The sequence below is a fragment of the Cellulomonas hominis genome (assembly GCF_005239125.1).
Classification (GTDB): Bacteria; Actinomycetota; Actinomycetes; order Actinomycetales; family Cellulomonadaceae; genus Cellulomonas; species Cellulomonas hominis_A.
In genome coordinates, this window is sequence record NZ_SZYE01000006.1 from 25,920 (window position 1) to 48,960 (window position 23,041).

The following is a 23,041-nucleotide window of genomic DNA, read 5'->3' on the forward strand; positions in this document are numbered from 1 at the left end:
GCCTCCGGTCAGGTCAGGGCGAGCTCGTAGTGCTCGGGCGCGGGCGGGGTGTGGTGGTGCGCGGCGGACAGGACGACCGCGGTGCGCTCGTCCGGGGCGCCGGGACGGACCGTCACGCGCGACCCCACGGGCACGGGGCCGTCCTCGGGGCGCAGGAACACCCGCGTCGAGGACACGACCTCCTGGCCGGAGGCGTCGCGCACCAGCGTCGGCCGGTCCTCGACACGGCAGCGACGGACCGTGCGCGGGTCGGCGAACGACGCCCCCCAGCCGCCGTCACCCGTCTTGTCCTCCACGCGCACCGTGTGCGGAGTCAGCGCCCGCGGCAGGCTCACCACGGCGACGGCGCCCGGCCGGCGAGCCCCGCTGTCGCAAGGATCGACACCGCCTCGGGGGAGTAGCGGGACTGCGCGGCCGACGCCGCGCCCACCGCGGTGCCGGCGCCCGTGCGGGTCAGCGCCGCGGTGCCCAGCGACATCGACTGCCACCGCGCCTCGGCGCCGGAGACGTCACCCGTCTCGTCGAACCACAGGGCCTGGGCGCACGTCGCGTCGCGCAGGGCGTCGCTGACCGTGAGGTCGTTGGGGTAGCCGTCGTCGTCCACGGCGTACCGGGCGGTGAGCGTCAGCTCGTCGACCACCATCGACGCGCGTCGCAGGAGCGCGCGGGCGACCGCCTCGTCGAGCTCGACGTTCCACGGCTCGCCGGCCAGGTCGGACGGCGCGGCGTACATGCGCTGGGGCACGGCCCCTCCGTTCTCGGTCGGGTCGGGTGCGGGCGGGAGAGCGCCCGCACCCGACCTGCTCAGGCGCCGCTCGGGTCCTGCGCGCCGGTGCTGCCGGTACCGAGCTCGACGGTGCCCGTCGCGCCGGTCGCGTCGTTGCCGGCGGCCTCGCGGGCGGCGGCGATGACGGCGAGCTTCTCGTCCTTGCGTTTCGCGCCGGCCAGGTCGACGTCCTCGCGGGCCGCCCAGGCGTCGATCTGCGCGTTCGTCCAGGACTCGGCGGGGTCGCCGTCGGGAACCTGCGGCGGCTGCGACTCCGCCTGCGCGGCGCCGGTGCTGGAGACGTACCCGCGGCGCTCGTAGTAGGCGCGCACGCCGGGGTTGTCGGTGTCCGGGACCTGCTCGCCGGACGGGGACGTGAACGGGGGCATGGTGTGGCTCCTCGGTGTTCGGGGGCGACGGGCGGCTGGCCGGGCGAGCGCCCGGCCAGCCGGGATCAGCCCAGGACCTTGACGTTGCGCAGGACGCCCGCGCCGCGGGTCGACTTCAGGACGCCGGCGACCGGGCCCATCTCCATCTCGCCCTTCTTCACCGCGCCGGGCGCGGTGTAGTCGGGGCGGAACGTCTGCAGGAGCGGGCCGAGCACGCTGACGCCGTGCAGGGCGCGCAGCCCGAACTGCACGGCGTAGATGTCGGTGAGCCCGGTGACGCTCTCACCGCCGACGGTGCGGGTCTCGGTCGGGATGATCGTGCCCGTGCCCGCGGTGTTGTCGCCGAGGTCGACGATCACCGCGGTGCCGAACCGCTCGACCTCCCGGCCGAGGGCGTCCTCCGAGCGGGTGTAGTACCCGGCGCGCCGGCCGAGCGACCGGACGCGCGCCGCGCCCTTGTCGTTCGTGAGGATCGCGTCGGCGCCCCCGTTGATCGCGTGCACGAGCTGGTCGAGCAGGTCGATCGCGTCGTTCGAGGCACTGCGGTCGTCGCCGAGCGCCTCGCTCGTCCAGTCGGCGACGGTGTCCGCACCGATCTCGGTGATCGTGCCGGCCAGCGACTTGTCGAGACCGTCGAAGCCCTTGGTGTCGACGGCGGTGTCGCCGTTGATCAGCTCGTCCTGGAACCGCGTGCGGACGGAGATGCTGAGCTGCTCGAACTGGAACGCCTCCTCGTTCGTCGCCGCCTGGCCGAGACGGGCCAGCGCGCGGTCGACGTTGAAGGAGCCACCGAGGGGCTTCAGGTCCACGGTGTACCGCTTGCGGACCGCCTGGCCGGGGTCGTACTCGCGGTTGAACTCGCGGAAGGCGGCTGGGGCGGGCGTGACGAGCCGCGTGTACCCGTAGGTCAGCGTCGAACCGCCGCCCGAGGGGTTCACGCAGTCGTCGAAGGGGATCTGGTCCAGCAGCCAGGAGCGGCGGCGCAGATCGTCGATGACGGCGAAGTCGACGTCGTCCTGGGTGTTGACCTGGGCGTCGGCGAGGGAGATGACCATGGGTGCCTCCTTGGGCTCAGTGCGACTGGCGCTCGATGGCGTCGTGGATGCTGGTGGGTCGTCCGGTGCGCTCACCGGTGCCGCCGGTCAGGTCCCGGCCGGAGCGGGGCGCCGCGACACGTGCGCGGAGCGTCTGGTTCCCGGTCACCGCGGCCTTCGCGGCGTCCGCGACCTTCGTGGCGAAGTCCTCGGCGCCCGGGTCCAGCGCGGCGACCTTCGCCAGGAACGCGCGGGAGTCCGTCAGGGCAGCCGGGTCGCCGCCGTGCTGGCCGGCGGTCTCGTACACGGCGAGCCGGACGGCGAGGTCGCTGATGCGGGTGTCTTTCGCGGCGCTGCCGTCGCGGACGGTCTGCAGCTCGGTGGTGAGCTGCTCGACGCTCGGCGAGCCGCCGTCGTCGGTGATGAGGCCGATGGCCCGGCCGATCTCCTGGGTGAGGGTGCTGCGGGCCTCGTCGGCGGCCTGCTGGGCGGCGGCCGTGCGAGCGGGCTCGTCGCCCTGCCGCAAGGAGGCTACGAGAGCGCGCAGCTCGGCGGGGTCGTCCGGCAGTCCGTCCCCGGGCGCGGGCTGCTGCTCACGGCCGGTCGCGCCCGGGGAGGCTGCTGGGCCGGCGTCCGGCGTGCCGGTGCGGGCACCGGAGTCGCTGCCGGCGTCCGTCGAGCCGGCGGTGCCGGAGGAGCCGGCGTCGCCGTCGATGAACCGCAGCCGGGACAGACGCATCGGCATCCCGGGGGTGCGGGCGGGCCAGTGGACGGTCGTGCGCATGACGGTCCCTCCTGTGGGTCTAGTGAGGTGTCGGACCGCACGCGTACCGTGCGGCGCACACGCCGGTAAGGCGCCGGCGTGCGAGGGGGTGTAGGGATGGACGCCGCGGCGTGGATCTCGGTTGTGGGCGCTGCTGTCGCGTTGGGCGTAGGCATCGCGAGTTGGTTCCAGCTGTCAGCCATGAAGGAGCAGACCGAGCTCCAGCGGCAGGTGCAGCGGGACGCCGCGACTCCGTACGTGTGGGTCGACTTCCGCACAGACCAGGCCCATGCATGGCTCGTGCAACTAGTCGTCAAGAACGAGGGCCCCACGGTCGCTGAGAAGGTCCGAGTCCAGATCGACCCGCCGGTGAACCGGGTGGGTAGCCGCGCGCGTGCGTCGTCCGAGTTCGGCGACCTCTCGGAGCTCGCCGCTCTGAGCTCGGGCATCACCTCCATGCCGCCGGGCCGGGAGATGCGGTGGACGATCGGGTCTTCACCTGACGTGCTGAAGGAGAAGGCGCTCGGCAAGCATCACGTCACGGTCACCTTCGAGGGGCCGTTCGGGCCCGTCGGACCCCTCGAGTACGACCTTGACTTCGCTGACTTCCCGGGGTCGGCTGTGCAGCCACCGGGCTCGCTCAACCAGATTGCCGAATCCATCGACAAACTGACGAAGAGGATGTCTTAGCGGGCTCGGCCGATCTGCTCCCGGCGCGGCGCCCGCCGCAGGTCCGGATGCGCGGCCAGGTGATCGCGCAGCCGCCCCTGCCACTGGCGGACCTTCGCCCGTGCGGCGCGCCCCGCCTCCGGGGTCAGCGCGAGCTGCTCGCGGCGCTTCCACTCCCGCACGCCGCGCTCGAGCCGCCGCTGCTCCTGGCCCGCGGCATACCCCGCCGGGTCGGGGCGTTCGACGTTCGGCGTCGTGATGCCAGGGAAGTACGCCCCGACCGAGCACCGGCAGTTCGGGCCGAACAGGTGCCCGTCCGCGGTCGCCTCCCGCCAGGAGGTCACCTCGACCAGGCGCCCGTCGACCAGCACGCTGGTGGTGGCGCCGCTGATCGACAGCACCTTCCCGGCCTGCTCGTCGCACGACGCGCAGGCCCGCGGGCCGGGGATCGGGTACACGAGGTCGTGCCCCTGCTCGGTGAGCCCGTCGAGGTGACCGAGTACCGCGGCGCGGCCAGCGCCGGTCCGGGTTGCCATCTCGACGTACGACTCCAGCGTCCACCGGCGGCCGGCCGCATCCCGGAACCCGGTGATCCCGCGGGCGAGGAGGTCGTCGAGCGCCGCCTGCGCGGCCTGGACCCGGGTGCTGGCGCCGAGCAGGACCGGCGCGGTGGCGCGGGCCACGACCTCCCGGTAGGCGTCCGCGGTCGCCCGGAGCACGGTGGGGCGCGCGCCGATGACCTTCGTGAGCACGTCTTCGGCCAGTCGCCGCACCGCCGCCGGAACGAAGGCGGGCACCGCGGCCCCGGGCACGTCGGCGGCCGCCTCGCTGCGCCCCAGCCCGTACGCCTGGTCGATGACGTCCGCGACGGCGGCCGCCAGGTCGTCGTCGAGTGCGCCGAGGTCACCGGCGACCGCTTCGCGCAGCGCCTGCAGCTCGGCGAGCTTGTTGACCGCCCACGTCGGCGCGTCGATGCCGGCGGCAAGCCGGTCGCGGATGCGCTGCAGGATGACGAGCTCGGCGGCGGCGACCAGCTGCGTCACCTGGGCGGCGAGCCGGGCCCCATGATCAGGGCTGGTCGGCACCGCTGGTCACTCCTCGACGTCGGGGCGCAGCGTCGCCGGGTCGGCGATCGCGTACTCGCGCATGATCTTGTCGACCTCGGTGTTCACGGTGTCCCCGTCCCAGTCCGGGTGGACCAGGCGGACCCGGGTCTCGACGGACGCGGCCTCCGCGGTGCGCAGGGCCTGCGCGGTCTGCGCCAGCTCGAGGGTGTCCTCCTGAACCTTCGGCGGGAACCGCGCCTCCGGCAGGTCGCCGCCGGACCCGGGGCCGCGGAACACCGCGGCGTCGACGTCGAGCAGCACGGCGGACAGTCGGCCCAGTTCGGAGGCCCAGTACCTGGCCTTCTTGTCGCGGGTCCGCTCGGACAGCTTCTCGCGGGCCTTGACCTCGGTCGCCGTCGTCGACACCGCGGTGGCGTCGTCGCCGAACGTCTGCGGGCTGTACTTCGCGCCGCGCAGGATCGCGCGCAGGAGCTCGTCGGCGGTCGCCTTGTGCTCCTCGTGGCGGATCGCGAACTGCTCCGCCTGCGCCACGCGGCCGTCCTTCATCGACCCGATGCCGGGGACCTGCGTGAACACCTCCTGGTCGACGTCGAAGGCGGCGCCGGCGCCGGGGCCGAGGGAGGTCATCGCGCCCTGGTCGACCAGGAGTCGGGCCTTCGCCAGGCGGATGTCCCGCATCCACGAGCTGTACGTCTCGTCGAGCGCGTCGAACAGCGGTTCCAGGCCGTCGAAGTCCGACCGGCCGAGCGGGGCGAGCTCCGCCTCGTGGCGCCAACGCCGCGACGGGCGGATGTTCGGCACGTACCCCGCAGTCAGGCCGGGCGAGCCGGTCTCGATCGCGGAATCGGCGTCGACCAGCGGCACCAGCCACTGCGTCTTGGTGTGCTCCGCCAACGGGATCACGTGCCCGATGCTGGACTCGGTGCCCTGGTACAGGGCGTGCTGGATGCGGCCGTGCTCGTGGTGCTCGACGTGCCGGAACACGGTCTGCCCGTCCTTGCCGACGATCGTCCAGAACACGACGGAGTCGAGCTGCCCCCACCGCCACGTCGGGATCGCGCCGTCGGCGTGCACCGCGGTCAGCAGCGGAAGGTCGGGACCGTCGTCGGTGGCGTCCCACACGATCCGCAGGTAGGTGCCGCCGAGGGCGGTCCCGAGCTCGGCGGCCTCCAGCAGCGCGGTGTGCGTCTCGGCGCTGTTCGCGATCTCCTCCAGCCGCTCCTGCCGGGGCGTGCGACCGGCCTTGCGGCGACCGCCCGGCATGACGATCCGCGGGGGCTCGGAGAACAGCAGGTCGGCGCTGGTGGTGGCGAGGTCGGAGGGCACCGGCACGTGCAGGCGGGTGCGCGGCTCGCCGTCGGGGACCGGTCGGCCCCAGAAGAACCTGGCCGCGGCGCCGACCACGCCACCGCGCAGCTGCGAGGGGCGGTTCGCCGGCCGGCCGCGGTACGTGCGCGCCAGCGCGGCGGTGTCCCCGACGTACCAGGCGTCCCACGCGCGCATCGCGTCGAACGCGACGTCGAACGGCTCCGGCGGCCACTTCGTGCCGGGCTGGGGCAGCGGCATCACGACCCCTCTCGGTCAGGCGGCAGCGCGCAGGTCGAGGACGGGGCGCCACAGGCGTTCGGTCGTGGCGACCGCGTACCGGGCGCCGTCCAGGGAGTGGTCGGCGACCTTGAGCGGGCGGTCCTCGCCCTTCTCGGTGGCCTTCGGGTCCCAGGAGTACCCGGGGGCCTCGGCGATGAACCCGCGGCAGCGGTCGGTGACGACGAGCTGGTCGCGCCCGAGCAGCGACGCCACGGTGCGGATGCCGTAGGCGACGTCGTTCTCGGCCGGCACGAGCCCGGCCAGGCCGTCGGACTGCAGCTGCACCCGGAAGGATGCCGCGGACGGGTCGAGGGCCACCCAGCGGGGCCGGGCGGCGGTCGGGTACGGGGTGTGCGGCTGGTCGAGCCAGGACCGCAGGCGGGTCGAGAGCTGGGCGTCGGTGAGCCGGTGGTGCTCGGTCGCGGAGTCGTACCGGAACTCATCAACCAGCACGAGCCGCGACGTCGGGCGCCCGGCCGGGTCGACCTCGTCGGTCACGCCGAGCAGGAGCGCCGCGGTTGCGTTCGTGGTGCCGTAGTCGACACCGACGGCGATCAGGTCGGCGAGCGGCGGCAGGTCCTCCCACGCGGTGACGTGCCGGCCCGGGTCCCACATGTCGTAGATCGCGCCCTCCGCGGCGACCCACTCGCCGAGGACGTTGCGGCGGTAGTACAGCCCGGTGTTCTCGCGCCGGATCGCGGCCTTCCGCTCTTCGGACAGCACCGGGTTGTCGTCGAGGACGAACTTCCATGTGCGCCAGTCGGGGAGCTCGTGCAGCCGGTCGAGGAACCGGCGCTTGAGCCAGTGCGCGGGGTTGTCCGGGTTCGTGGTGCCGAACAGCCGGGCGCCCTGCCACAGGCGGTTGAGCAGCTGCGTGAAGAAGTCCTCGCGCAGCAGGGTGACCTCGTCGACGTATGCCCCGGCGCAGGTCAGTCCGCGCAGCACGTTCTCGGAGCGGGTGTCGGAGGAGCCGAGCACCCACACGGTGCGCCCGAGGATCGTCGCGGTCGGCGCGCCGGCGGTGTACTGCACCTGGTGGGCGATCGGGCCGAACAGCGCGGGGTCGGTGAGCGGGGCGAAGACGTTCCGGGCGGCGGAGTCGCGGGTGCGGCTGACGACGACGAGCTCGCCGCGGACTGTCGACGTCGCCACGTAGAGCAGCCAGCGCAGCAGCGACGCGATGGTCTTCCCGGACCGAACCGAGCCCTCCCACACGTTGATGCGCGCAGTGGACTCGCGGCAGGACAGCACCTGCTTCGGGGACAGCGGCATCGACGCCAGCGCGCCGGTTACGACGCGGGCGTCCCGTCGTCGATGCCGAGCGCGCGCCCGAGCTGGGCGAGCAGGGACGTCGCGTCGTCGGTGTCCGCAGCGATGTCGAGCTGCTCGAGCCGGCCGTAGGCGTTGATGGCCGCGGACGTGGCCTGCACGAGCTTGAGCTGGTCGACGTGCGGCGGCTGCGGCAGCTCGCGGGAGTTGAAGGTGTTGTCCTTGCCGCCGAACGAGAACACCTTCGTCGGCTTCCACAGCTGCTCGCGGAGCCGGGCGGCGTCGTCGAGCAGGTCCAGCTTGAGCTGCGCGCGGCGTGCCTCGGCGTCGAGCTTCTTCGCCTTCGTCGCGTCCTTGGTCTGCGCGCGGTCCCAGCCGAGGCCGAGCCGTGCGGCGTGCCGGGAGATCGTGCCCTTGCCGCGGCCCATCTCGGTGGCGGTGTCGCCGAGGGTGCGACCGGCGGCGTGCAGCTCGCGCAGCCGGGTGTCTTCGTCGGTGGTCCAGGGACGGGCGGCCATGTGCGGTCACCTGCCTCGCGGAATCGGCCTCGGGGCCACGTCGGGCGGAGTACGTTTCGAGCACTCGCGGCCGCACCCGAGGCCGCTCAACGGGGAGGCGACAGACGATGGCGCAGCGCGTGCTCTACGAACGACCGGACGGCAGGTGGGGCTGGCGGCTGAAGGCCGACAACGGCCAGGTCATCGCCACTGATGGAACCCAGGGATACGAGAACGAGCAGGACGCTCGTTCGATGGCTGACCGGATCATCGGCGGCGAGTTCGCGTACGCCGACAAGAAGATCAGCCGCCAGCCGAACTAGGGGTTGTTCCAGGAAGACGCGCGAGCCCCGGGGCGATATCGCACCGCTGCCGGGGCTCGCTGCCACCTGTCTCGACTCTGGCAGAACGCTATGGTGCAAATCGCCGTCCGTCAAGCGCTGGTCAAAGTAGAGCTAAGTAGACACAAGTAGACGCAAGTGGCATCAAGTCGCGACGAGGCGACGACCCCGCCCACGCCGCGCCGCCGCGGCGTGGACTAGGTCCAGAACGTCGCCCACCCTGTAAGTCTCCGCCGTCCGGCCGTCCGTCAGCACGGCCCGCCCGCGGCGCACCAGCCGCCCCTGACGAACCCATGACCGCAGCGTGTTCTCGCTGAGCCGCAGCCCGAGCCCGTCCACTGCGCGCGCGATCTCGGCCGCCGGCAGCAGCACGTCCTCGGCGCGCTCCAGCAGCCAGGACCGCCGCTCCGCCAGCGGCCAAGCCGTGCCGCACGACCGGCACTCCACCACCGCGGACCCCGGCGCCGCGAGCAGGTCCGTGCCGCACTCGACGGCGAGCCCGCCCTCGCCGGGCACCACCGCGGTGCACGGGCCGGCGTACAGCCGCCGTGCCGGGGAGTCGATCGCGCGGCGCGCGTTGCGCAGCGCCGCGGTGAGCTCGTCCACGGCGGCCGCACCGTCCGGGTGTCGGGCGAGCCAGTCGACCGCACCGCCACGCCACCGCACCAGGTAGTCCTCGACCTCAGCCCACGTCGCCGGCGGCCGGTGCGCGCGCACCGCGGTCACCCAGTCCAGCCACGCGAGCAGCGTGTCGAGAAGGACCCACCGGGCGTCGGCCGGCTCGAGCGCGAACGGCAGCGGGGTCGTCGTGCTGGCGCCGGCGGTGCGAGAGCCCCAGCGCGCCTGTCGGGTGCGGGCGACGTCGAGGTCGCCGAACAGGCCGGGCAGGTCGGTGAGCAGGCCGCGCAGGGTGCTGGTGCAGCGGGGGCACACGCAGCGGTCGTCGGTGATGTTGGGAGCGCCGTCAGGGTGGGGGAGCGGGCATGTGATCATGAAGTTCCTCCGGTCGGGCCTAGCGCCCGGACTCGAGACCAGCCAGGCTCGGCGTCATGAGTAGCGGGCTTTCTTTCTGGGGCGAGATCGTTCCGAACTGGATCGGCGCCGTGGGCGGTGCGGCCGGTACCGTTATCGCGGGTGTCGCCTTCGTGCAAGGTCGACGCAACAAGGCGGGAATTCGGAACATCGCCAACGCGTCCCGAAATCCTCCGACCGCGAGCGGTGTAGCCTCCCCGATTAGCGGGGGGAGTCGATGGAGCCCTGAACGCGGGGGTGTCCGGTGGGAACTCGTCAACCCTGCCGGCGAGCGATTCAAGCTCGTCAACACAGGGAATCAGACCGCGCACGTGCTACTTTTTGGTCTCGGTGAAGGCGCTCAACTTGAGCTCCATACGACGATTCCGGGCGACGTGGCTCCGGGTGACGCCATCGAGTTTGACTGGGTCAAGTCGTGGACCGAGCCGACCGCGGTGTCGTACAGCGTGCAGTGGACTGACGACGCGAACCCCGGCTATGAGCAGTGGGAGACGCTGGGGATCTCGCGCTAGTCGAGTCACCGCCGGTGCCACCCGATCCCCGCCAAGGCGAGCAGAACGAGCAGAATCCCGCCCCGCGCCGATGGCGGCCGCGGCGTCGGCCCACGAGCGCACCGCAGGCTGGTGATGCCGTGGGCGACGCACGAAGTCCTCGCAGGACGGGTGCGCCCGCTCCGGCTCGGCGCCGAGTCCGTTCCGCTGGTGTAGCAGTTCCGCGGCGCGTCGGTCCCCGACGCTACGGTCCCGCTCATGAGACTGAGTCCGAACGCATGCGGCGTGATCGCCACCCTGATCCCCGTGTACATGCTGGTTCTGTACGTCGGCCGTGAGCGCCTGATCGAGGACCCGCTGCGCCGCGCTCAGCAGATCGAGCCCACCCGGGCGTTCAGACGAGAGCTCGCTCGAATGCACGCGGTCATGCGCCTGACGTCCACCTACTCCGTCGTGGTGCTTACGGCAGCTGAGGTCCTGGCCGTTCTCGGACTGGTCAACGACGCGGGCGTGTCCGGCTGGCGCGGGACGTTCGCCGTTTTCGCAGTCGTCTCTGCCGTGGTGATCTTCGGTAGTGCGACCCTGGGCCCGATCTGGATCGAGCGCTACGTCCCGTAGGCGCCCGTCCACGGCCGTCAGAGACCGCTGACCTCGCGGATCGTCACGAGTCACAGTCACGCCACCTCCTGCACGCGAACGCCGCCGGGAACGTTCGGCGACCCGCTCGCCTCGCCCGCGTCGAGTGGGTCGCCGTAGCCGGCACCGCGCAGGAGCTGCAGGGCGTCGGCGAGCTGCATGCGGATGACGAGTTGGTCGTGCAGAGGGGCGACGGCGAGGTCGGGCAGCGACCCGAGCCGCCACCATGCCCACCAGCGGTTTGCGTTGGCGGGCCCGACGCCGGCGCGCTGGGTGACGAGGAACGCGACGGCGGCGCCGGCGTGGAGTCGTTCCCGCTCGGTCTCAGCGAGCCAGGAGGCGATCATGCCGTCGGAGGCGTCCTTCGCGGCGGCGCCGCCCTTCACCTCGACGATGACGCCGGGGGCGAGGCCGATGTCGCCGCGGTCGTGGGCGCCGGTGAGGGTGAGCCGGTCGGCCCCGGGGAAGCCGCGGGTGCGGGCGGCGCGGACGACGGCGGTCTCGGCGCGGGTGCCGATGTCCTTGGGGCGATTGGCCATGTCGGGGTCCTCTCGGTCAGTACGGCGGGACGTCGCCCGGCTGGACGGCGCCGTAGCGGGGCTCGGGCAGGGGGTCGAGGGTCAGGGGCGGCCGGTCGCAGTCGTGCGCGGCGAGGACGACGACGTGGTCGGCGGGCGGGAAGTCGCGGGCCTGGACGAAGCCGGGGATGTGCCGGGACGTGAGCTTGAGGCGGCCGGCGTCGATGCCCCAGAGCTGGTAGGTGGGGCGGGCGAGGATCACGCAGGCGGCTTCGAGCTGTGGGGTCAGCCGGTAGGGGTCGGCGATGCAGAGCGTCGCGCAGACGGGGGCGTCGTACCCGGCGAGGACGAGGCGCCGGCAGCGCGCGCACCAGCGGGGGACGGCCTTGGTGCCGAGCAGTCCGGGGTCTTGTCCGGTGCGCGTCGCGAGGGCGGCGAGCCAGTACGCCCGGGCGGTCACGGCGCACCGCCGTGACGGGTGACGCGTTGCGCCGGGTTCGCTCTCCTGCGTGTGTGCGCGCGCGTATGGGCTGGAACAGAGAGGAAAGCGTCACATGTGTCACACCCGTCACCCACGCCATGCACGCGGGACCCGTCACACGCGTCACTGCCTGCGCAAACGTGCGGCGTCGCCGTCACGAGAATCGGCGTGACGGGTCGGTGACGGGTCGGCGGATCGTGACGGGTCATGGGGGTCACAGCACGCCGTCCTGGGTCCAGCGGTCGCTGCGCGGTGACGGGTCCGGCTCGTCGGGTGACGCGTCGAGGAGCCGGATGCCGGCGAGGTACCGGTTGGTGTTGGACCGCTCGGGGATGACGTCGAATCGGGTGCGCAGCGCCGTCGTCATCGCCTTGACGGTGACGGGCTCCTCACCCTCGACCCGGCACCAGGTCTCGTACGCGGCGCGCAGCACGCCGGACTTCACCTTCAGGTGCTGGGCGCCGGCCGGGCCGGTCTCGCACTGCTCGGCGACGAACCGGCCGATGCTGTCCTGGTCGGTGGCGTAGGCGTCGGTGGCGGCGCGCACGGACGCGGGTTCGGTGAGGCCGTCGGCGAAGTAGTCGGCGGCGCCGCGGATCAGCCACGCCAGGATGGCGGGGCCTTCGTCTTCGACGAGGCGGTCCTCGAGGTCGGCGACGCGCTTCTCGGGCGGGACGGTGTGCTCGAACGGCAGCAGCCGCAGCCGCCGCCAGAACGCGGGGCCGCCGGCGCGGACAGCGGGTTGGTGGTTGGCGAGCAGCCACAGGGTGTGGGTGGGGGTGAAGGAGAACCAGTCCTGCCGCATGAACCGCCCGGAGATGACGTCGCGGCCGGTGAGCTGCTTGATCCTGGCCTCGGCGAACCGCTGCCCGTCTTCGAGCTCGGAGGTGGCGACGAGGCGGGCGCCGGCGAGTCGGGCGATCTCGGTGGGGTGGCCCTGCTGGTGGGTGGCCAGGAGCATCTCGGCGGGCGCGGAGATGCTGTACCCGTCGTCGCCGATGCCGATGAGCCGTTGGACGACGCCGATGAGGGTGGTCTTGCCGTTGGCGCCGGGGCCGTGGGCGAACGGCAGCACCTGCTCGAGGACCTGCCCGACGAGGGACAGGCCGAGCAGGCGCTGCACGTAGGTGGTGAGGGCGGGGTCGCCGGCGAAGGTGTCGGCGAGGAACGCGAGCCACCGGGCCGGCACGGCGGCGGGGTTGGGGGCGACGGCGGTGGAGCGGGTGTGCAGGGCGGCGGGGTCGGGGGTGGTGATGGCGCCGGTGCGGAGGTTGACGACGCCGTCGGGGGTGTTGAGCTCGTAGGGGCGGGCGTCGAGGTCGGCGAGGTGGGTGACGGTGCGGGGGTCGGTGCGGGCGACGGCGACCATCGCTTCGAGGCCGCGGCGGGACAGGGACTTGGCGCGGTGTGCGCGGGAGTCGCGGTCGGTGGCGCGCAGGTCGCGGGCGATGGCGCGGGCGAGCTCGTGGACGTGGCCTGCTTCGTCCCAGGTCCAGCGGTGCCCGTTCCAGGTGAGCCACTGGCCGCGCTGGGGGACGTACCGGATGGTGGCGGCGTGCTGGTCGACGAGCCGGAGGGCGTTGCCGTCGTCGGTCTCGGTGTACGTGGTGGGCGGGGTCGTCGTCGCTGCGGGGGTGGGCGTCTTCGGCGTGCTGGTGTCGGTCGTCGTCGAGGTCGGCGTGTGCGTGCTGGTGGGCGTCTTGGTCGTGGGGGGCGAGGTCGGTGGGATGAGCCCGGCGAGGTCGTCGACCTGTTCGACGGGGCGGGCTTCTTCGGCGCGGCGGCCGTACCCGTCGGCGTAGAGCGCGCGGGCGGCGGCGGACAGGTCTCCGGCGTGCTCGAGGACGGCGTAGGCCCCGAGCTTCGTGTACGGCATCTCCTGGGTGAAGTCCGTGGAGGAGGTGAACACGAACAGCCGGTCGCGGTCGTCGGCGTGCCCGGTGGTGGCGGAGAACCCGTGGGTCTTGCCGGGGCGTGTCCAGTACCGGGTGCGCCCGCGCTGGGTGGCGAGGGTCCAGCCGTGGGGGGTGAGGATGTCGGCCCAGTCGGTGCGGTTCTCGTAGTCGTCGCCGGGGGTGATGCCGGCGGCGGGGTCGTGCGGGGCGGCCGGCCAGGTGGCGCCTGGCGGCGTCGCGGGCTCGGGCTGCTCGTCGACGGTGCGTAGCAGCGCGTGGAACGCGTTCCGCTGCTCGGCGGTCAGCACGGGGGCGGTGGCGGGGCCGCCGACGAGCCGCTGCCACGGGCGCCCGGAGGCGTGGTGGCGGGACGGGGCGACGACGACCTGGCCGCCCTCGCCGCGGGTCTCGGCGAGCACGAGCTTGTCGGCGCCGCGCGCGAGCTTGAGGTTGCCGGGGACGTCCATGCCGTCGACGCGGTAGTGGAAGTGGAACCCGCCGCTGGGGGACATCTCCACCCAGCCGGTCGTGACGAGCGTCCAGAGATCGCCGAGGCCGGTGTCGTCGGCGAGGGCCTTCAGCTCGGGCAGGCGCGCCGCGGCGCGGCCCTCGATCTCGGTGAGCTCGGCGCCGCCGGACACGGAGCCCTGGACGACGCCGAGGTCGTGCGGGTCGTCCTCGCCGAACCAGGCGACGAGGTCGGCGTCGGTGGCGCGCTGGCGGGTGTGGTACTTCCACGACGGCAGGGCGGGCGCCTTGGACCCGTCGGTGCGGATCGGGATGATCGAGTAGCCGTGAGCGAGCAGGTCGCGGGCGGCGGCCAGGATGCTCACGCTGTGGCTCCCAGGGCTACGGTGCGGACATGGACAGCGAAGAAAAGGGGCGAAGAGCGCTGTCTCAGGCGAAGGTGGCCGGGGCGGCGGGGCTCGTGGTTCTTGGTGATTCGGTGCTCGCCGCGCATGGGGTTCCTCCGATCACGGCACCTGTGCTCGCAGCCGGGAGTGGAGTCGTCTGGGCGGTCCGAGCGACGTTCCAACGTGGGGTGGACGAGGTCGGCCGTGTGCTCGAATTGGCGTCCGGCGTCCCGCTTGAGGAAGCGATGCGGCGCGTGGCTGCGGACGGGGACACCTCGGCTGGCCTGTTCGCGGCCCTGAACAGCCTCCTCGACCGTCCCGGCGAGGAACGGGCAAGGCTGCTCGGTGCGATCCTGGGCGAGACCGTCAGTGACGAGGGCGTGAACGAGCAGGACGGCCTGCGGGTGTTGCTCGACCTCGCGCTTGGGCTCCAGGTCGGCCACCTGCGCGTCCTTCAGCTCGCCGAGAGCCTGCGCGGCGACGTGCCCCTGAGCGAGGCGTGGGTCAGCGCCCACCAGCTCAACGCCAACCTGCCAGGCTTCGAGCGCGTCCTGGGCGGCCTGATCGCGGCGTGTGTCGCCAACGGCACGCTCGTTCAGCGGCAGGCCGACGGCATGACCTACGGGCCCAGCGGGATGGACGAGTGGGCGGTGACGGAGCTGGGGGTCACGATCGTGGGGTTCCTGACGCGCTACGCGCCGTCCGCCTGAGCCGGTGAGGGTGCAGAGCCGCATCGGACCTTCTCGTGTCGTGGGTGGTGCTGGTACCTGGGTCCCCGCGGCCCGGCTCGGACGGGCGGCGCGCCTGACGCGGCGCGGGGTGCTGCGGTTCAGGCCGCAGCGGGGGCGCCCCGAAGGACGGCGGATGACGCTGGCGTCAAGGCCGGTGGCGTCGGCGATGGTGGCGTCGTCGATGCCGAGGGAGATGAGCTGGCGGGCCTTCTCGCCCGCCTCGGCCGCCGGGGCCGGGGCGGGCGCCGCCGCGGCGGCCGCGAGGGTCGACTGCTGGACCGGCACCGGGGCCGGGGCGGCCTGCACCGGCTGGGTCACCGCCTGCGGCGTCGGGGCGGGCGTGGTGACGGCGGCCGGGGCCGGGTCGGGCGTCATCAGGGCTGCGTTGCCGCCCGGGACGTAGGTGGCCTGCCAGTACTTCCGGGACCGCTTGTCCTCCGGGTCCTCCCGGTGGGTGAACGTCAGCGTCAGGGTGCCGCCGACTTCCAGGCCCGGGGCCCCCGCGGCGCGCACGGCGTCACGGATCGTGCCCTTGAGGTACCGCCCTTCGACGAAGAGCCGGCGGGTGCCGTCGTCGTCCTCGATGGACGGGTCGCGCAGGTCGGTGGCGACGTCGACGTACAGCGCCATGATCGGGTCACCCGAGGGGTACGTCTTCGGGGTGCCGCTTCCCGGGTTGTTCTTGTCGTAGTCGCGCTCCTGGTACGCCTGTGGCGGGGCGACGATCCGGCCGACGAGCATGTCGCCGGGGTTCGGGAACTTCGCGGCGGGCACGCCGGCGCCGCCCATCAGGATCGCGTTGGCGTCGGGGGTCTGGGTCATAGTGGTCGTCTCCTGCGTCGTGCCGCTTCAGGCGGCCATGGACCCGGCGCCGGCGGCGTCGGGGGTCGGGGGGATCAGCCCGGCGAGGTCGGTGCCGGGGGCGTGGTGCCCGGGCGCCGGGTGGGCCGGGACCGGCGCGTCGGGGAACCGGGCGCAGTCCCAGCAGTCCGGGTCCCGCGGCAGGCCGCCGATCCACGCTGTGACGGCGTCGGGCCCGAGGGCGGCCAGGGCGGCGAGGTTGGTGGCGATGCGTTCCGCGCGGGCGAGCGCGTCGACGGCGCGCTGCCGGTCGTGCGGCGCCGTCCACCACACGGCGTCGTCGAGGCTGGCGGCGTTGCGCGGCAGGAAGGCCACGGCGACGTGATCGACACGCACGCCGGCGTCGTTCCACCCCTTCGCGTACAGGTCCGCCTGGGTGCGGTACACCGGGGACGGGCCCGACTTCGCCTTGCGGAGCGTGCTGGCCCCCACGAGCTTCCAGTCGACGGTCATGCCGACCAGGAGGTCGACGAGGTCGGTGCTGCCCCAGATCTCCCGGCCGGCGATGTGCCCGACCATGACCCGCGCCTCGGTGAGGTACCGCAGGCCACCGCCGTGCTGGGCGCCCCGGGCGTTCTCGTGGCGGATGAACGCCTCCTCGACCCAGGCGTGCATCGCGGTGCCGAGGGTCGGCAGCCACGCCACGTCCCGCGACGTCGGCCAGCCCGCGAGCTTCGCGGCGAGGCAGTGCTCGCAGGGGGTGCCGATCTCGGACGGGCCGATCTCGACCTGCTGGGACCGGGGGTGGTTGACGATGGCGTCCTCGATGACCGCGCGGGCGTCCTTCAGGGCGGCGCGGGGGTCGCCGCCGGCGAACGGGGCGTACAGCTGCGGCAGATTCTGCGGAGTCACTGTGCACGCTCCGCTACGGTGCGCGGCATGGACTTCTGGGAGGTGTCCCTCGGCGGGTGGCTCGGCGCGGTGTTCGGGTCGCTAGCGTCGATCGGGGTCGCGGTGTTCGTGCTGCGCAGGACCCTTCGGCATGAGCGTGAGCAGTCTGCGGAGCAGCGCGAGGCTGAGCGTCGACTCGGCGTGTGGCAGCACCAGCTTGAGTTGTTCGGAGAAGTGACGGCGAGGGCTATGACGCTGTCCTTGATTCCTACCGATCGAGATCGACTGATCGCGGTGACAGATGACTTCACCTCCGCGGTGCACCGGTGGCGCATGTACACCGACGACAGCCACGGGAGCTTTCCCCACGACGTCGAGATCTTGGCGCTGCATCTGGTCCGAGGCGCGTGGCGCGCGCAGGAGGAGGAGAGAGCCGACGCGCGGCTCACCGCACGCACTCCTCGGGAGAGGGTGTACGTCGAAGCGCTGAGCGGGTTCGCGGCGGAGCTCACTTCGAGCGGTCGTGTCTGGCACCAAGACTCGGCCAAGCGGTCAGCCGTGGAGGACTGGGCTAGGCAGGCCGTGGCTGAGGCGCGTGCCTTGTGGCCGCGACGCGTGACTGCTTGACGGGTCACGCTGCACCGCCCGACGCCGGTGTGGTCAGGTCGATGGCGACGCCGGCCATGAGGGCGTGCGAGAGCCGGTGCAGTGCGGCGCCGACGGCGTGCGCGGTGTCCGCGATGGGCTGCCCGGCCCCGAGGTTCGTGGCGACGTCGAACGTGATTCCGGCGGCGCTGACGTTCTCCAGGGTGAGGCGGATGACGGCCGGCTCGCCGTCGAGGTCGGGGAAGGCGGCGATGGGCCCGGTGAAGACGCTGGCGATGTCGACGGGGGGCTGCGTGGCGGGCATGGTCACTTCACCTCGACCGTGGGGGTGCCGGCGTCCTGGTACTCGGCCAGGGCGGCGGGGGACAGGTGGTGCTTGACGGCGGTGGTGTCGAGGACGGGCTTGTACAGCTCGGGGTGCTCGACGACCGGGTACGCGGCGGCGAGCCGGGCGGCGTTGAGGCGCCGCGCGGGGGCCTTCACCAGCACGTGGTGGGAGCCGACGTCGTGGGTGCCGCGGGGCAGGCGCCGGCGCAGGGTCGCCTTGATTTCGTCGATGCGCTCGCGGTCGGCCTCGATGGCGGCCTGCCGCTTCACGAGTTCGGCCGCGAGCTGGTCCAGCTCGAGCAGGTCCTCGGGGGTCAGCTCGACGGCGGGGTCGGTGGTCTCGTCCATGGTGTGCGTCCTTCGGGGTCAGGTCAGGCGGCGTGCGGGGAGCGGTGCAGGTTCATCTGGCGGGGGCTGAGCTCGTGGGCCTTGAGCGCGGAGACGAGGTCCCCGCGGCCGAGGCGGTACAGGACCCGCTCGAGCGACTTCGGGCTGCCGTAGCCGAGGCGGTGGGCGGCCTGGGTCCAGCACTCGCCGGTGGCGACGAGCCACTCGGCGTCCTCGACGACGGCCCGGGCCCGCGGCTGCAGCTCCGTGGTGGTGTCAGTCATGGGTGACCTCCAGCTGGCCGAGGCGGTGCTGGTCGCGGTGGTGCGCGACGGTCTGCTCAATCTCGGCGGGGAACTTCCCGGTGAGCGTCCAAGGGCAGTGCCGGCACTCGGCGAGCACGCCCTCGGGGGTGCGGCGGATCGGCACCCGGGGCCGGGCGAGCATGGTCCGGGCGGCCCGTTCGGTGGTGGCGCCCGGCAGGTCGAGAACATCGACCTCGCGGTCGCGGTCCAGGTACGCCCGGGCGTGGTGGTTGCCGGGGCCGAGACGTCCGCGCTCCTCGGGGGTGAGCGGGTCGAGCGCGACGACGGCGCCGACGTTGGGGCGGATCAGCACGGAGCGAACGCGGCCGCGGTACGGCGCGATCCATGAAGGCCCGTCGGCGCGGCGGTACTCGATGGCCTGGCCCACCAGGAGGTCCCGGACCTTCACGCGCTTCGTCGCCATCACCGACCACCGGCCCGGATGGCCTTGGAGCGCACCGCGACGGCGCGCACCCGCGCCGTGGCGTACACCTGGGTGACGTCCGGGATGCCGCGGTCCGGTTGCAGCTCCAGTGCGTCGAGGACGCGCTCGGCGTCGTTGTCGCGGGGCTGCAGCCACCAGGTGCCGGTCGTCGGGCCCCCGGACCACACCGACCAGGCCCCGGGCAGGCGCCACAGGGTGACGACGGAGCCGACCCGCGGCTGACCGCCGCGGGGACCCTCCATGAGCGCCTTGTCGGACGAGTCCAGGGGCCGCAGCAGGTCGCCGTCGCGCTGGCGGGTCGCGCGGCTCACAGCCACACCGCCGTGAGGGCGACGGCGATGACCGCGGTGACGAACATGACGCCGATGAGCGCAAGGGCCTCCACGACGACGCGGTCCGTACGGTGTGCGGCGTCCGCGGCCGCGAGCCGGTCGGCCTGCGCGTCCGGGACGGCCACGGGCGGGTCGTCGTGCCGGGACTGCTTCAGCGCGCTGCGCACGTGCTGGTCCCAGGCGATCTCGCGCTCGACGGCGCGGTCGTCCTCGTCGGTCCAGTGGTCCATCACGCCGGCACCTCAGCGAGCACGCCGCGGTTGCGGAGCGCTCGCAGCAGGGCGACCTGGGAGTCGACGGCGACGGCGAGGGTGAACCTCACGACGTTCGTAACCGCGAAGCGGTCGTTCGCCGGGTTCGCGAGGTCCTCGAGGAGGTCGAGCGGGTCGCTACCGCCCGTGTTCTGCAGCTGCTCGCCGAGTTCGGCGACTAGGTCGGCCTTCCACGCCGGGACGTGCGGGTGGTTGGTCGAGGCGGTGGTCGAGGTGGTGCTCATGGGTACGCTGCTCCTGTCGTTTCGATCGACGTAGGCCGGTACTCGTGTCCGCGGGGGCCGGCCTTCGTCGTGTCCGGGTGGGGTCGGGTCAGGCGACGCGGCCGCGTCGAACGGCCGCCTCGCGCTTGCGGATGAACTCGTCGACCGCGGCCTGCCGGAACCGCCACGGCGAGGTGATCCCGCCGGTGCCGGCCTTGAAGCCACGCAGCTCGCCGCGGCGGGCGAGCCTGCGGACGGTCTGCTCGTCCTGGCCGAGCTGCTCGGCGACCTCGCGGGGGGTGAGCGGGTGCGTGGGCATCACGCCGCCGATCGCATTTCCGTGTGCACCGCACTTGACGGTGGAGGCACGGCGGAAACCTGCCGAGCCTCGAACAGCTCCTCCCACGGGACGTCGAGGCGAGCGGCGATGGCGATGGCGAAGTCCTCGCTGACCGTTCGCAGCTTGCCCGCTTCGAGTGCGTAGATCGCTGTCTGCGACCGGCGCACGAGATAGGCGAGGTCGCGCTGACTGAAGTGGCGCTGCCTTCGCCACCGTCGGATCTGTGCGGGGTCCTTGACGCGCATCCAACAGTCCTTCCTGCGCCTGAAGTGGGTTGGCGAAGCCATGGTGCCTCCTAGGTCGTCGTGCTGACAAGTGCCATGCAACTCACAACGCGTCCAGTTGTCAAGGTGACCACCGCCGCGAGCCGCGTATGTACACCCGTGCTGCGCGGCTAGGTTGTCATCGCTTGCTCAGCGACAACTCGACCTACAAGAGACCCGGAAGGCAACGTCGAAGCCGTGAACGAACCCACATCGCTGCGCGACCTAGCGCAGTCAGCTCTCGACGCGCGAGCGCTGTCTGCTCGGCGGCTGGCGGCGCAGGCCCAAGAGCGCGGGTTCGAGCTCACGGCGACCACGCTGAGCGCGATCGCCGCCGGGACTTACAAGTTCCGCCCACGCGCCGAGACGGTCCGCGCGATCGCGTGGCTCGCTGGCGTGCCCGAGTCGACCGCCTTCACCGCCGCCGGCATGCCCGTGCCGGGTCCGCCGTTCGCCGATGAGCTACCGCCCGGCGTCGACAACCTCTCGCCGAAGGCACGACGCGCCGTCATCGAGATGCTGCGCGTCCTCGTCGATGCCGAGCGCCGCGACGCCGACGCGCCCGCGCCGGTCGAGCGCCAGGACGACGTCGCGCTCGCCGCCATGGCCGGCACGCCCGAGCACATGCCCGACGACGTCACTGGCGAGGAGACGCAGGATTCCGGCTCAGACGAGCCGGCGTGAAGATGTAGTTCCTTTATTGGTACCGCCACATTGAAAAGGGGGCGAAGTGGCCTCGTTCGGCTACCGCGCATACCGTTTTGAGATCGTACGCAGTCGGACTCAGGAGCCCTTGGATCTTACTGACGAGACGCTCGTCGAGAAGTTTCGCGATGTTCTCAACGTGCTCGCGAGTTCCGGAACCATCTTCGGCGATCCTGGAAAACGACTTCCTCCGACGTCAGTTGACGGGGAGCGGGTGACTCAGCCGACCCTCACCGTTGCTTCGCTGATCGAGGTCTCGCCATTGCACCTGCATGCCCTGATCATGCATGGCGAGCAAGGGCTCCACGAAAGCTACGCGGAACCAGGCTCGGAGTCCCGCAATATCGCGGCCGGTAGCGCGCAGGCGGCGTACCGAGTGGATTTCCTCCTACCGCGGTCAGGTACGTCCGGGGTGCTCGTCGCCGAAGTGATCTCCAATCGTGACGTCACGAAACTGCTCAAGAGTCACTTCGTTCACGCATCGCGGGCAATCCGGGAGAGTGAGAGGAATGCGCACAAGGTGAGGGCGCGCGAATTGCGGAAACAGGGTGAGCGCTCGCCTTCGATGCCGGACCTGTTCGCAATCGATCTACAGATCTATCGGCTCGCGGACCCCGAGCAGATTCGCGGCATCCTCATGGGTGCAAAGAAGACCGAGGCGGTGTTCTCGCAGCACGAGACCTCCGCGGTGGACGGCAGCAAGGTCGTTCGTAAGAGAGAGCTCCGGGTCCTCATCGAGACTCCGCTTGAGGTCGAGTCGACCGTCGATCGTGTCTCGAACTGGGTCGACCGATTTCGCGAGGGGACGAGTCTGTCGACGGCAGAGGCCGTGCTTGAGATGGAGCAGGATCTGAACCTCGAGGACCTCGATCTCGACTTCGATGACGTTGGTGTAGTGGTGACCCCCGTGAACGGAAGCCCGAGGCTTTTTGGGCCAGGCTTTCTCAAGGAGATTTTCACCTACCAGCTGGGCGCGCGTCAGCCGTCGATGCTAGGCTACTATCGCGCTGTCTTGAATAAGGTTGTAATGCTCGCCGGCGTCCATCAGATTGAGTTGAGTCTTCGTTCAGCGGAGGAGGTGGCCGAGTGCCTACTCGATTCAGCACCCGAGAACTCCGTCGAGGCGTCAAGAGAGGATTGAGTCGACGTAGGATTTTCGGGGAGGAACCTCCGGACATACTCGCTCGAATCGTGCTACTTGTCGTTCCCTTAGTTGCGGCGGCCGCGGTTGTCTGGCAGCAATTCGGCCTTGGGAGCACCGGCGCGGTCACGTCAGGCCTGGCGCTGCTTGGTGGGGCCCTCTTGGCAGCTTTTCCGCAGTTGGCTGCTTGGCGGTCTCGACTCTCGCAGCGGGTCGAATTCAAGGCGACAACCGAGCGGCCCGCTCGCGAGTCTGTCGACGAGGCGGTCGCACACGTTCTGTGGTCCGCGTTGCTAAGCGTGTTGGGCGCGGTCCTCGCGGCCGCGGTGGAGAATTCAGTCCCGACTGGCGAGCAAATTGAAGCCGCTGGAGTTCCCTACTGGACCTGGATTGCGATGGGGGCTGCGCTAGTGGCGTTGTCGACGTACCTCGTCCTCACCTTTGTGGTGATCGTAAACCTTCTCTGGAGCGCATATAGGCGCGCGTCCAAAGACGAGGACGAGGAGGCGGCCGCGCGAGCGGCGAAGCGCTCGAGGGGATCCGCCGCCTGAACTGCGTGATGCCGGGCTAGCCCGCGTGCACGAGGTTGCGTGTCAGCGCTCTGTCGTACGGTCCTGGCCATGACCTTCCACCCTTGGCGGTGGCTCAGGGCGAAGCCCGAGATCGAGGTCATCTGGCAGCCGCAGCCCGTGGGTCGCATCGCAGCGACCGACGGGCACCGGGTGATCCTCATGGACCCGCGCCAGTCTCAGGCCCAGCGCCGCTGCGCCATCACGCACGAACAGATTCACATCGAGCACCGGCACGTCGGCGGATGCTCACCAACCGAGGAAAGGCAGGTGCGCGCGGCCACCGCGCGGCGGCTCATCGCGCTGGACGAGTTGGTTGCGGCGTACCGCTGGTCACGCGACCTTCGCGAGATGGCCGACGAGCTGTGGGTGACGCCCGACGTCGTCCGTGAGCGGCTTGCGGGGCTTGCCGCCGAGGAACGCCGCAGGCTCGCCTCCGTGCACGACGACCTGGAACTCACGTGTTGACGTTGCGCGCCGGGTCGCGCGGGCCG

The 23,041-nt window shown here is 71.9% G+C and carries 33 protein-coding genes; 9 read left to right on the top strand and 24 right to left on the bottom strand.

The window, feature by feature from the left end:
• Positions 1-8: 8 nt before the first annotated feature.
• The 5 genes from FA014_RS01915 to FA014_RS01935 all read right to left on the bottom strand — a co-directional run bounded on the left by FA014_RS01915 (position 9) and on the right by FA014_RS01935 (position 2,973).
• On the bottom strand, positions 9-296 hold the full coding sequence (locus FA014_RS01915; RefSeq protein WP_154728024.1) for a hypothetical protein: 288 nt from the start codon (positions 294-296) through the stop codon (positions 9-11).
• A gap of 35 nt (positions 297-331) precedes the next feature.
• Positions 332-745 (bottom strand): hypothetical protein, encoded by a 414-nt coding sequence (locus FA014_RS01920; protein ID WP_154728025.1) that lies wholly within the window; start codon positions 743-745, stop codon positions 332-334.
• Between the two features lie 59 nt (positions 746-804).
• Positions 805-1,155 (bottom strand): hypothetical protein, encoded by a 351-nt coding sequence (locus tag FA014_RS01925; RefSeq protein ID WP_154728026.1) that lies wholly within the window; start codon positions 1,153-1,155, stop codon positions 805-807.
• 65 nt (positions 1,156-1,220) lie between these two features.
• A complete protein-coding gene (locus FA014_RS01930; protein ID WP_154728027.1) occupies positions 1,221-2,210 on the bottom strand; it encodes a major capsid protein in 990 nt (329 codons plus the stop codon).
• A gap of 16 nt (positions 2,211-2,226) precedes the next feature.
• Positions 2,227-2,973, bottom strand: a complete 747-nt coding sequence (locus FA014_RS01935) for a hypothetical protein (protein WP_154728028.1) — start codon at positions 2,971-2,973, stop codon at positions 2,227-2,229.
• Between the two features lie 96 nt (positions 2,974-3,069).
• On the opposite strand from FA014_RS01935, the gene FA014_RS01940 reads away from it, so the two are divergent.
• Positions 3,070-3,642 carry a hypothetical protein gene (locus tag FA014_RS01940; RefSeq protein WP_195969122.1) on the top strand — a complete coding sequence of 191 codons (573 nt, stop codon included), beginning with the start codon at positions 3,070-3,072 and terminating at the stop codon, positions 3,640-3,642.
• Here FA014_RS01940 and FA014_RS01945 read toward each other — a convergent pair.
• The 4 genes from FA014_RS01945 to FA014_RS01960 are packed head-to-tail and all read right to left on the bottom strand — an operon-like array spanning position 3,639 to position 8,062.
• Positions 3,639-4,706: a phage minor capsid protein gene (locus FA014_RS01945; RefSeq protein ID WP_154728030.1), complete on the bottom strand. Its 1,068-nt coding sequence runs from the start codon at positions 4,704-4,706 to the stop codon at positions 3,639-3,641. The genes FA014_RS01940 and FA014_RS01945 overlap by 4 nt on opposite strands.
• Before the next feature lie 6 nt (positions 4,707-4,712).
• Entirely contained in the window at positions 4,713-6,254 is a 1,542-nt protein-coding gene (locus tag FA014_RS01950) for a phage portal protein (protein WP_154728031.1), read from the bottom strand.
• Positions 6,255-6,269: 15 nt separating this feature from the next.
• Complete coding sequence (locus FA014_RS01955) at positions 6,270-7,547, bottom strand: PBSX family phage terminase large subunit (RefSeq protein WP_154728032.1); 1,278 nt, start codon at positions 7,545-7,547, stop codon at positions 6,270-6,272.
• A gap of 17 nt (positions 7,548-7,564) precedes the next feature.
• Positions 7,565-8,062: a helix-turn-helix domain-containing protein gene (locus tag FA014_RS01960; protein ID WP_154728033.1), complete on the bottom strand. Its 498-nt coding sequence runs from the start codon at positions 8,060-8,062 to the stop codon at positions 7,565-7,567.
• A gap of 107 nt (positions 8,063-8,169) precedes the next feature.
• Between FA014_RS01960 and FA014_RS01965 the strand changes: the two genes are divergently transcribed.
• The gene (locus FA014_RS01965; protein WP_154728034.1) at positions 8,170-8,364 is read left to right on the top strand and encodes a YegP family protein; all 195 of its coding nucleotides are present in this window, start codon (positions 8,170-8,172) and stop codon (positions 8,362-8,364) included.
• Positions 8,365-8,526: 162 nt separating this feature from the next.
• Here the strand turns inward: FA014_RS01965 and FA014_RS01970 are convergent, their stop codons facing one another.
• Complete coding sequence (locus tag FA014_RS01970) at positions 8,527-9,315, bottom strand: hypothetical protein (protein ID WP_154728035.1); 789 nt, start codon at positions 9,313-9,315, stop codon at positions 8,527-8,529.
• Between the two features lie 116 nt (positions 9,316-9,431).
• On the opposite strand from FA014_RS01970, the gene FA014_RS01975 reads away from it, so the two are divergent.
• Both FA014_RS01975 and FA014_RS01980 read left to right on the top strand, forming a co-directional pair.
• A complete protein-coding gene (locus FA014_RS01975; RefSeq protein ID WP_154728036.1) occupies positions 9,432-9,926 on the top strand; it encodes a hypothetical protein in 495 nt (164 codons plus the stop codon).
• Positions 9,927-10,190: 264 nt separating this feature from the next.
• Positions 10,191-10,523: a hypothetical protein gene (locus FA014_RS01980; protein WP_154728037.1), complete on the top strand. Its 333-nt coding sequence runs from the start codon at positions 10,191-10,193 to the stop codon at positions 10,521-10,523.
• Between the two features lie 56 nt (positions 10,524-10,579).
• On the opposite strand, the gene FA014_RS01985 is transcribed toward FA014_RS01980, so the two are convergent.
• The 5 genes from FA014_RS01985 to FA014_RS02005 all read right to left on the bottom strand — a co-directional run bounded on the left by FA014_RS01985 (position 10,580) and on the right by FA014_RS02005 (position 16,733).
• Complete coding sequence (locus FA014_RS01985; protein ID WP_154728038.1) at positions 10,580-11,080, bottom strand: hypothetical protein; 501 nt, start codon at positions 11,078-11,080, stop codon at positions 10,580-10,582.
• A gap of 16 nt (positions 11,081-11,096) precedes the next feature.
• On the bottom strand, positions 11,097-11,519 hold the full coding sequence (locus FA014_RS01990) for a hypothetical protein (RefSeq protein WP_154728039.1): 423 nt from the start codon (positions 11,517-11,519) through the stop codon (positions 11,097-11,099).
• A 235-nt stretch (positions 11,520-11,754) separates the two neighbouring features.
• Positions 11,755-14,268 carry a phage/plasmid primase, P4 family gene (locus FA014_RS01995; RefSeq protein WP_154728040.1) on the bottom strand — a complete coding sequence of 838 codons (2,514 nt, stop codon included), beginning with the start codon at positions 14,266-14,268 and terminating at the stop codon, positions 11,755-11,757.
• Positions 14,265-15,842 (bottom strand): hypothetical protein, encoded by a 1,578-nt coding sequence (locus FA014_RS02000; RefSeq protein ID WP_154728041.1) that lies wholly within the window; start codon positions 15,840-15,842, stop codon positions 14,265-14,267. Before FA014_RS02000 ends, FA014_RS01995 begins: the two co-directional genes overlap by 4 nt.
• 27 nt (positions 15,843-15,869) lie before the next feature.
• The gene (locus FA014_RS02005; protein ID WP_154728042.1) at positions 15,870-16,733 is read right to left on the bottom strand and encodes a hypothetical protein; all 864 of its coding nucleotides are present in this window, start codon (positions 16,731-16,733) and stop codon (positions 15,870-15,872) included.
• A 27-nt stretch (positions 16,734-16,760) separates the two neighbouring features.
• On the opposite strand from FA014_RS02005, the gene FA014_RS02010 reads away from it, so the two are divergent.
• Entirely contained in the window at positions 16,761-17,339 is a 579-nt protein-coding gene (locus tag FA014_RS02010) for a hypothetical protein (RefSeq protein ID WP_154728043.1), read from the top strand.
• Positions 17,340-17,343: 4 nt separating this feature from the next.
• Here FA014_RS02010 and FA014_RS02015 read toward each other — a convergent pair whose 3' ends face one another.
• The 9 genes from FA014_RS02015 to FA014_RS02055 all read right to left on the bottom strand — a co-directional run bounded on the left by FA014_RS02015 (position 17,344) and on the right by FA014_RS02055 (position 20,114).
• Positions 17,344-17,622, bottom strand: a complete 279-nt coding sequence (locus tag FA014_RS02015) for a hypothetical protein (RefSeq protein WP_154728044.1) — start codon at positions 17,620-17,622, stop codon at positions 17,344-17,346.
• A 2-nt stretch (positions 17,623-17,624) separates the two neighbouring features.
• Positions 17,625-17,993: a hypothetical protein gene (locus tag FA014_RS02020; protein WP_154728045.1), complete on the bottom strand. Its 369-nt coding sequence runs from the start codon at positions 17,991-17,993 to the stop codon at positions 17,625-17,627.
• 23 nt (positions 17,994-18,016) lie between these two features.
• Positions 18,017-18,256, bottom strand: a complete 240-nt coding sequence (locus FA014_RS02025; RefSeq protein WP_154728046.1) for a hypothetical protein — start codon at positions 18,254-18,256, stop codon at positions 18,017-18,019.
• Positions 18,249-18,701, bottom strand: coding sequence for a hypothetical protein (locus FA014_RS02030; protein WP_154728047.1), 453 nt, complete (start codon positions 18,699-18,701; stop codon positions 18,249-18,251). The genes FA014_RS02025 and FA014_RS02030 overlap by 8 nt, the downstream gene beginning before the upstream one ends.
• The gene (locus tag FA014_RS02035) at positions 18,701-19,033 is read right to left on the bottom strand and encodes a hypothetical protein (RefSeq protein WP_154728048.1); all 333 of its coding nucleotides are present in this window, start codon (positions 19,031-19,033) and stop codon (positions 18,701-18,703) included. The genes FA014_RS02030 and FA014_RS02035 overlap by 1 nt, the downstream gene beginning before the upstream one ends.
• Entirely contained in the window at positions 19,030-19,284 is a 255-nt protein-coding gene (locus FA014_RS02040; protein WP_154728049.1) for a hypothetical protein, read from the bottom strand. Before FA014_RS02040 ends, FA014_RS02035 begins: the two co-directional genes overlap by 4 nt.
• On the bottom strand, positions 19,284-19,550 hold the full coding sequence (locus FA014_RS02045) for a hypothetical protein (RefSeq protein ID WP_154728050.1): 267 nt from the start codon (positions 19,548-19,550) through the stop codon (positions 19,284-19,286). Before FA014_RS02045 ends, FA014_RS02040 begins: the two co-directional genes overlap by 1 nt.
• 88 nt (positions 19,551-19,638) lie before the next feature.
• A complete protein-coding gene (locus tag FA014_RS02050) occupies positions 19,639-19,848 on the bottom strand; it encodes a helix-turn-helix domain-containing protein (RefSeq protein ID WP_154728068.1) in 210 nt (69 codons plus the stop codon).
• Positions 19,848-20,114 carry a helix-turn-helix transcriptional regulator gene (locus FA014_RS02055; RefSeq protein WP_154728051.1) on the bottom strand — a complete coding sequence of 89 codons (267 nt, stop codon included), beginning with the start codon at positions 20,112-20,114 and terminating at the stop codon, positions 19,848-19,850. Before FA014_RS02055 ends, FA014_RS02050 begins: the two co-directional genes overlap by 1 nt.
• Before the next feature lie 216 nt (positions 20,115-20,330).
• On the opposite strand from FA014_RS02055, the gene FA014_RS02060 reads away from it, so the two are divergent.
• The 4 genes from FA014_RS02060 (at position 20,331) to FA014_RS02075 (ending at position 23,015) form a co-directional block, all read left to right on the top strand.
• The gene (locus FA014_RS02060; RefSeq protein ID WP_154728052.1) at positions 20,331-20,816 is read left to right on the top strand and encodes a hypothetical protein; all 486 of its coding nucleotides are present in this window, start codon (positions 20,331-20,333) and stop codon (positions 20,814-20,816) included.
• Positions 20,817-20,862: 46 nt separating this feature from the next.
• Positions 20,863-21,978, top strand: coding sequence for a hypothetical protein (locus FA014_RS02065; protein ID WP_154728053.1), 1,116 nt, complete (start codon positions 20,863-20,865; stop codon positions 21,976-21,978).
• 50 nt (positions 21,979-22,028) lie between these two features.
• Complete coding sequence (locus tag FA014_RS02070) at positions 22,029-22,529, top strand: hypothetical protein (RefSeq protein WP_154728054.1); 501 nt, start codon at positions 22,029-22,031, stop codon at positions 22,527-22,529.
• 69 nt (positions 22,530-22,598) lie between these two features.
• Positions 22,599-23,015: an ImmA/IrrE family metallo-endopeptidase gene (locus FA014_RS02075; RefSeq protein ID WP_154728055.1), complete on the top strand. Its 417-nt coding sequence runs from the start codon at positions 22,599-22,601 to the stop codon at positions 23,013-23,015.
• Positions 23,016-23,041 lie beyond the last annotated feature (26 nt).

What these genes read in the sequence shown, in the direction of transcription:
- FA014_RS02030 (WP_154728047.1), bottom strand. Translation starts at nt 18,701, where the DNA reads ATGGCGACGAAGCGCGTGAAGGTCCGGGACCTCCTGGTGGGCCAGGCC.
- FA014_RS01975 (WP_154728036.1), top strand. Translation starts at nt 9,432, where the DNA reads ATGAGTAGCGGGCTTTCTTTCTGGGGCGAGATCGTTCCGAACTGGATC.
- FA014_RS01925 (WP_154728026.1), bottom strand. Translation starts at nt 1,155, where the DNA reads ATGCCCCCGTTCACGTCCCCGTCCGGCGAGCAGGTCCCGGACACCGAC.
- FA014_RS02015 (WP_154728044.1), bottom strand. Translation starts at nt 17,622, where the DNA reads ATGCCCGCCACGCAGCCCCCCGTCGACATCGCCAGCGTCTTCACCGGG.
- FA014_RS02010 (WP_154728043.1), top strand. Translation starts at nt 16,761, where the DNA reads ATGGACTTCTGGGAGGTGTCCCTCGGCGGGTGGCTCGGCGCGGTGTTC.
- FA014_RS02055 (WP_154728051.1), bottom strand. Translation starts at nt 20,114, where the DNA reads ATGCGCGTCAAGGACCCCGCACAGATCCGACGGTGGCGAAGGCAGCGC.
- FA014_RS02025 (WP_154728046.1), bottom strand. Translation starts at nt 18,256, where the DNA reads ATGACTGACACCACCACGGAGCTGCAGCCGCGGGCCCGGGCCGTCGTC.
- FA014_RS01985 (WP_154728038.1), bottom strand. Translation starts at nt 11,080, where the DNA reads ATGGCCAATCGCCCCAAGGACATCGGCACCCGCGCCGAGACCGCCGTC.
- FA014_RS02000 (WP_154728041.1), bottom strand. Translation starts at nt 15,842, where the DNA reads ATGACCCAGACCCCCGACGCCAACGCGATCCTGATGGGCGGCGCCGGC.
- FA014_RS01950 (WP_154728031.1), bottom strand. Translation starts at nt 6,254, where the DNA reads ATGCCGCTGCCCCAGCCCGGCACGAAGTGGCCGCCGGAGCCGTTCGAC.
- FA014_RS01940 (WP_195969122.1), top strand. Translation starts at nt 3,070, where the DNA reads ATGGACGCCGCGGCGTGGATCTCGGTTGTGGGCGCTGCTGTCGCGTTG.
- FA014_RS01960 (WP_154728033.1), bottom strand. Translation starts at nt 8,062, where the DNA reads ATGGCCGCCCGTCCCTGGACCACCGACGAAGACACCCGGCTGCGCGAG.
- FA014_RS01955 (WP_154728032.1), bottom strand. Translation starts at nt 7,547, where the DNA reads ATGCCGCTGTCCCCGAAGCAGGTGCTGTCCTGCCGCGAGTCCACTGCG.
- FA014_RS01930 (WP_154728027.1), bottom strand. Translation starts at nt 2,210, where the DNA reads ATGGTCATCTCCCTCGCCGACGCCCAGGTCAACACCCAGGACGACGTC.
- FA014_RS01935 (WP_154728028.1), bottom strand. Translation starts at nt 2,973, where the DNA reads ATGCGCACGACCGTCCACTGGCCCGCCCGCACCCCCGGGATGCCGATG.
- FA014_RS02050 (WP_154728068.1), bottom strand. Translation starts at nt 19,848, where the DNA reads ATGCCCACGCACCCGCTCACCCCCCGCGAGGTCGCCGAGCAGCTCGGC.
- FA014_RS02075 (WP_154728055.1), top strand. Translation starts at nt 22,599, where the DNA reads ATGACCTTCCACCCTTGGCGGTGGCTCAGGGCGAAGCCCGAGATCGAG.
- FA014_RS02020 (WP_154728045.1), bottom strand. Translation starts at nt 17,993, where the DNA reads ATGGACGAGACCACCGACCCCGCCGTCGAGCTGACCCCCGAGGACCTG.
- FA014_RS02040 (WP_154728049.1), bottom strand. Translation starts at nt 19,284, where the DNA reads ATGGACCACTGGACCGACGAGGACGACCGCGCCGTCGAGCGCGAGATC.
- FA014_RS02045 (WP_154728050.1), bottom strand. Translation starts at nt 19,550, where the DNA reads ATGAGCACCACCTCGACCACCGCCTCGACCAACCACCCGCACGTCCCG.
- FA014_RS01965 (WP_154728034.1), top strand. Translation starts at nt 8,170, where the DNA reads ATGGCGCAGCGCGTGCTCTACGAACGACCGGACGGCAGGTGGGGCTGG.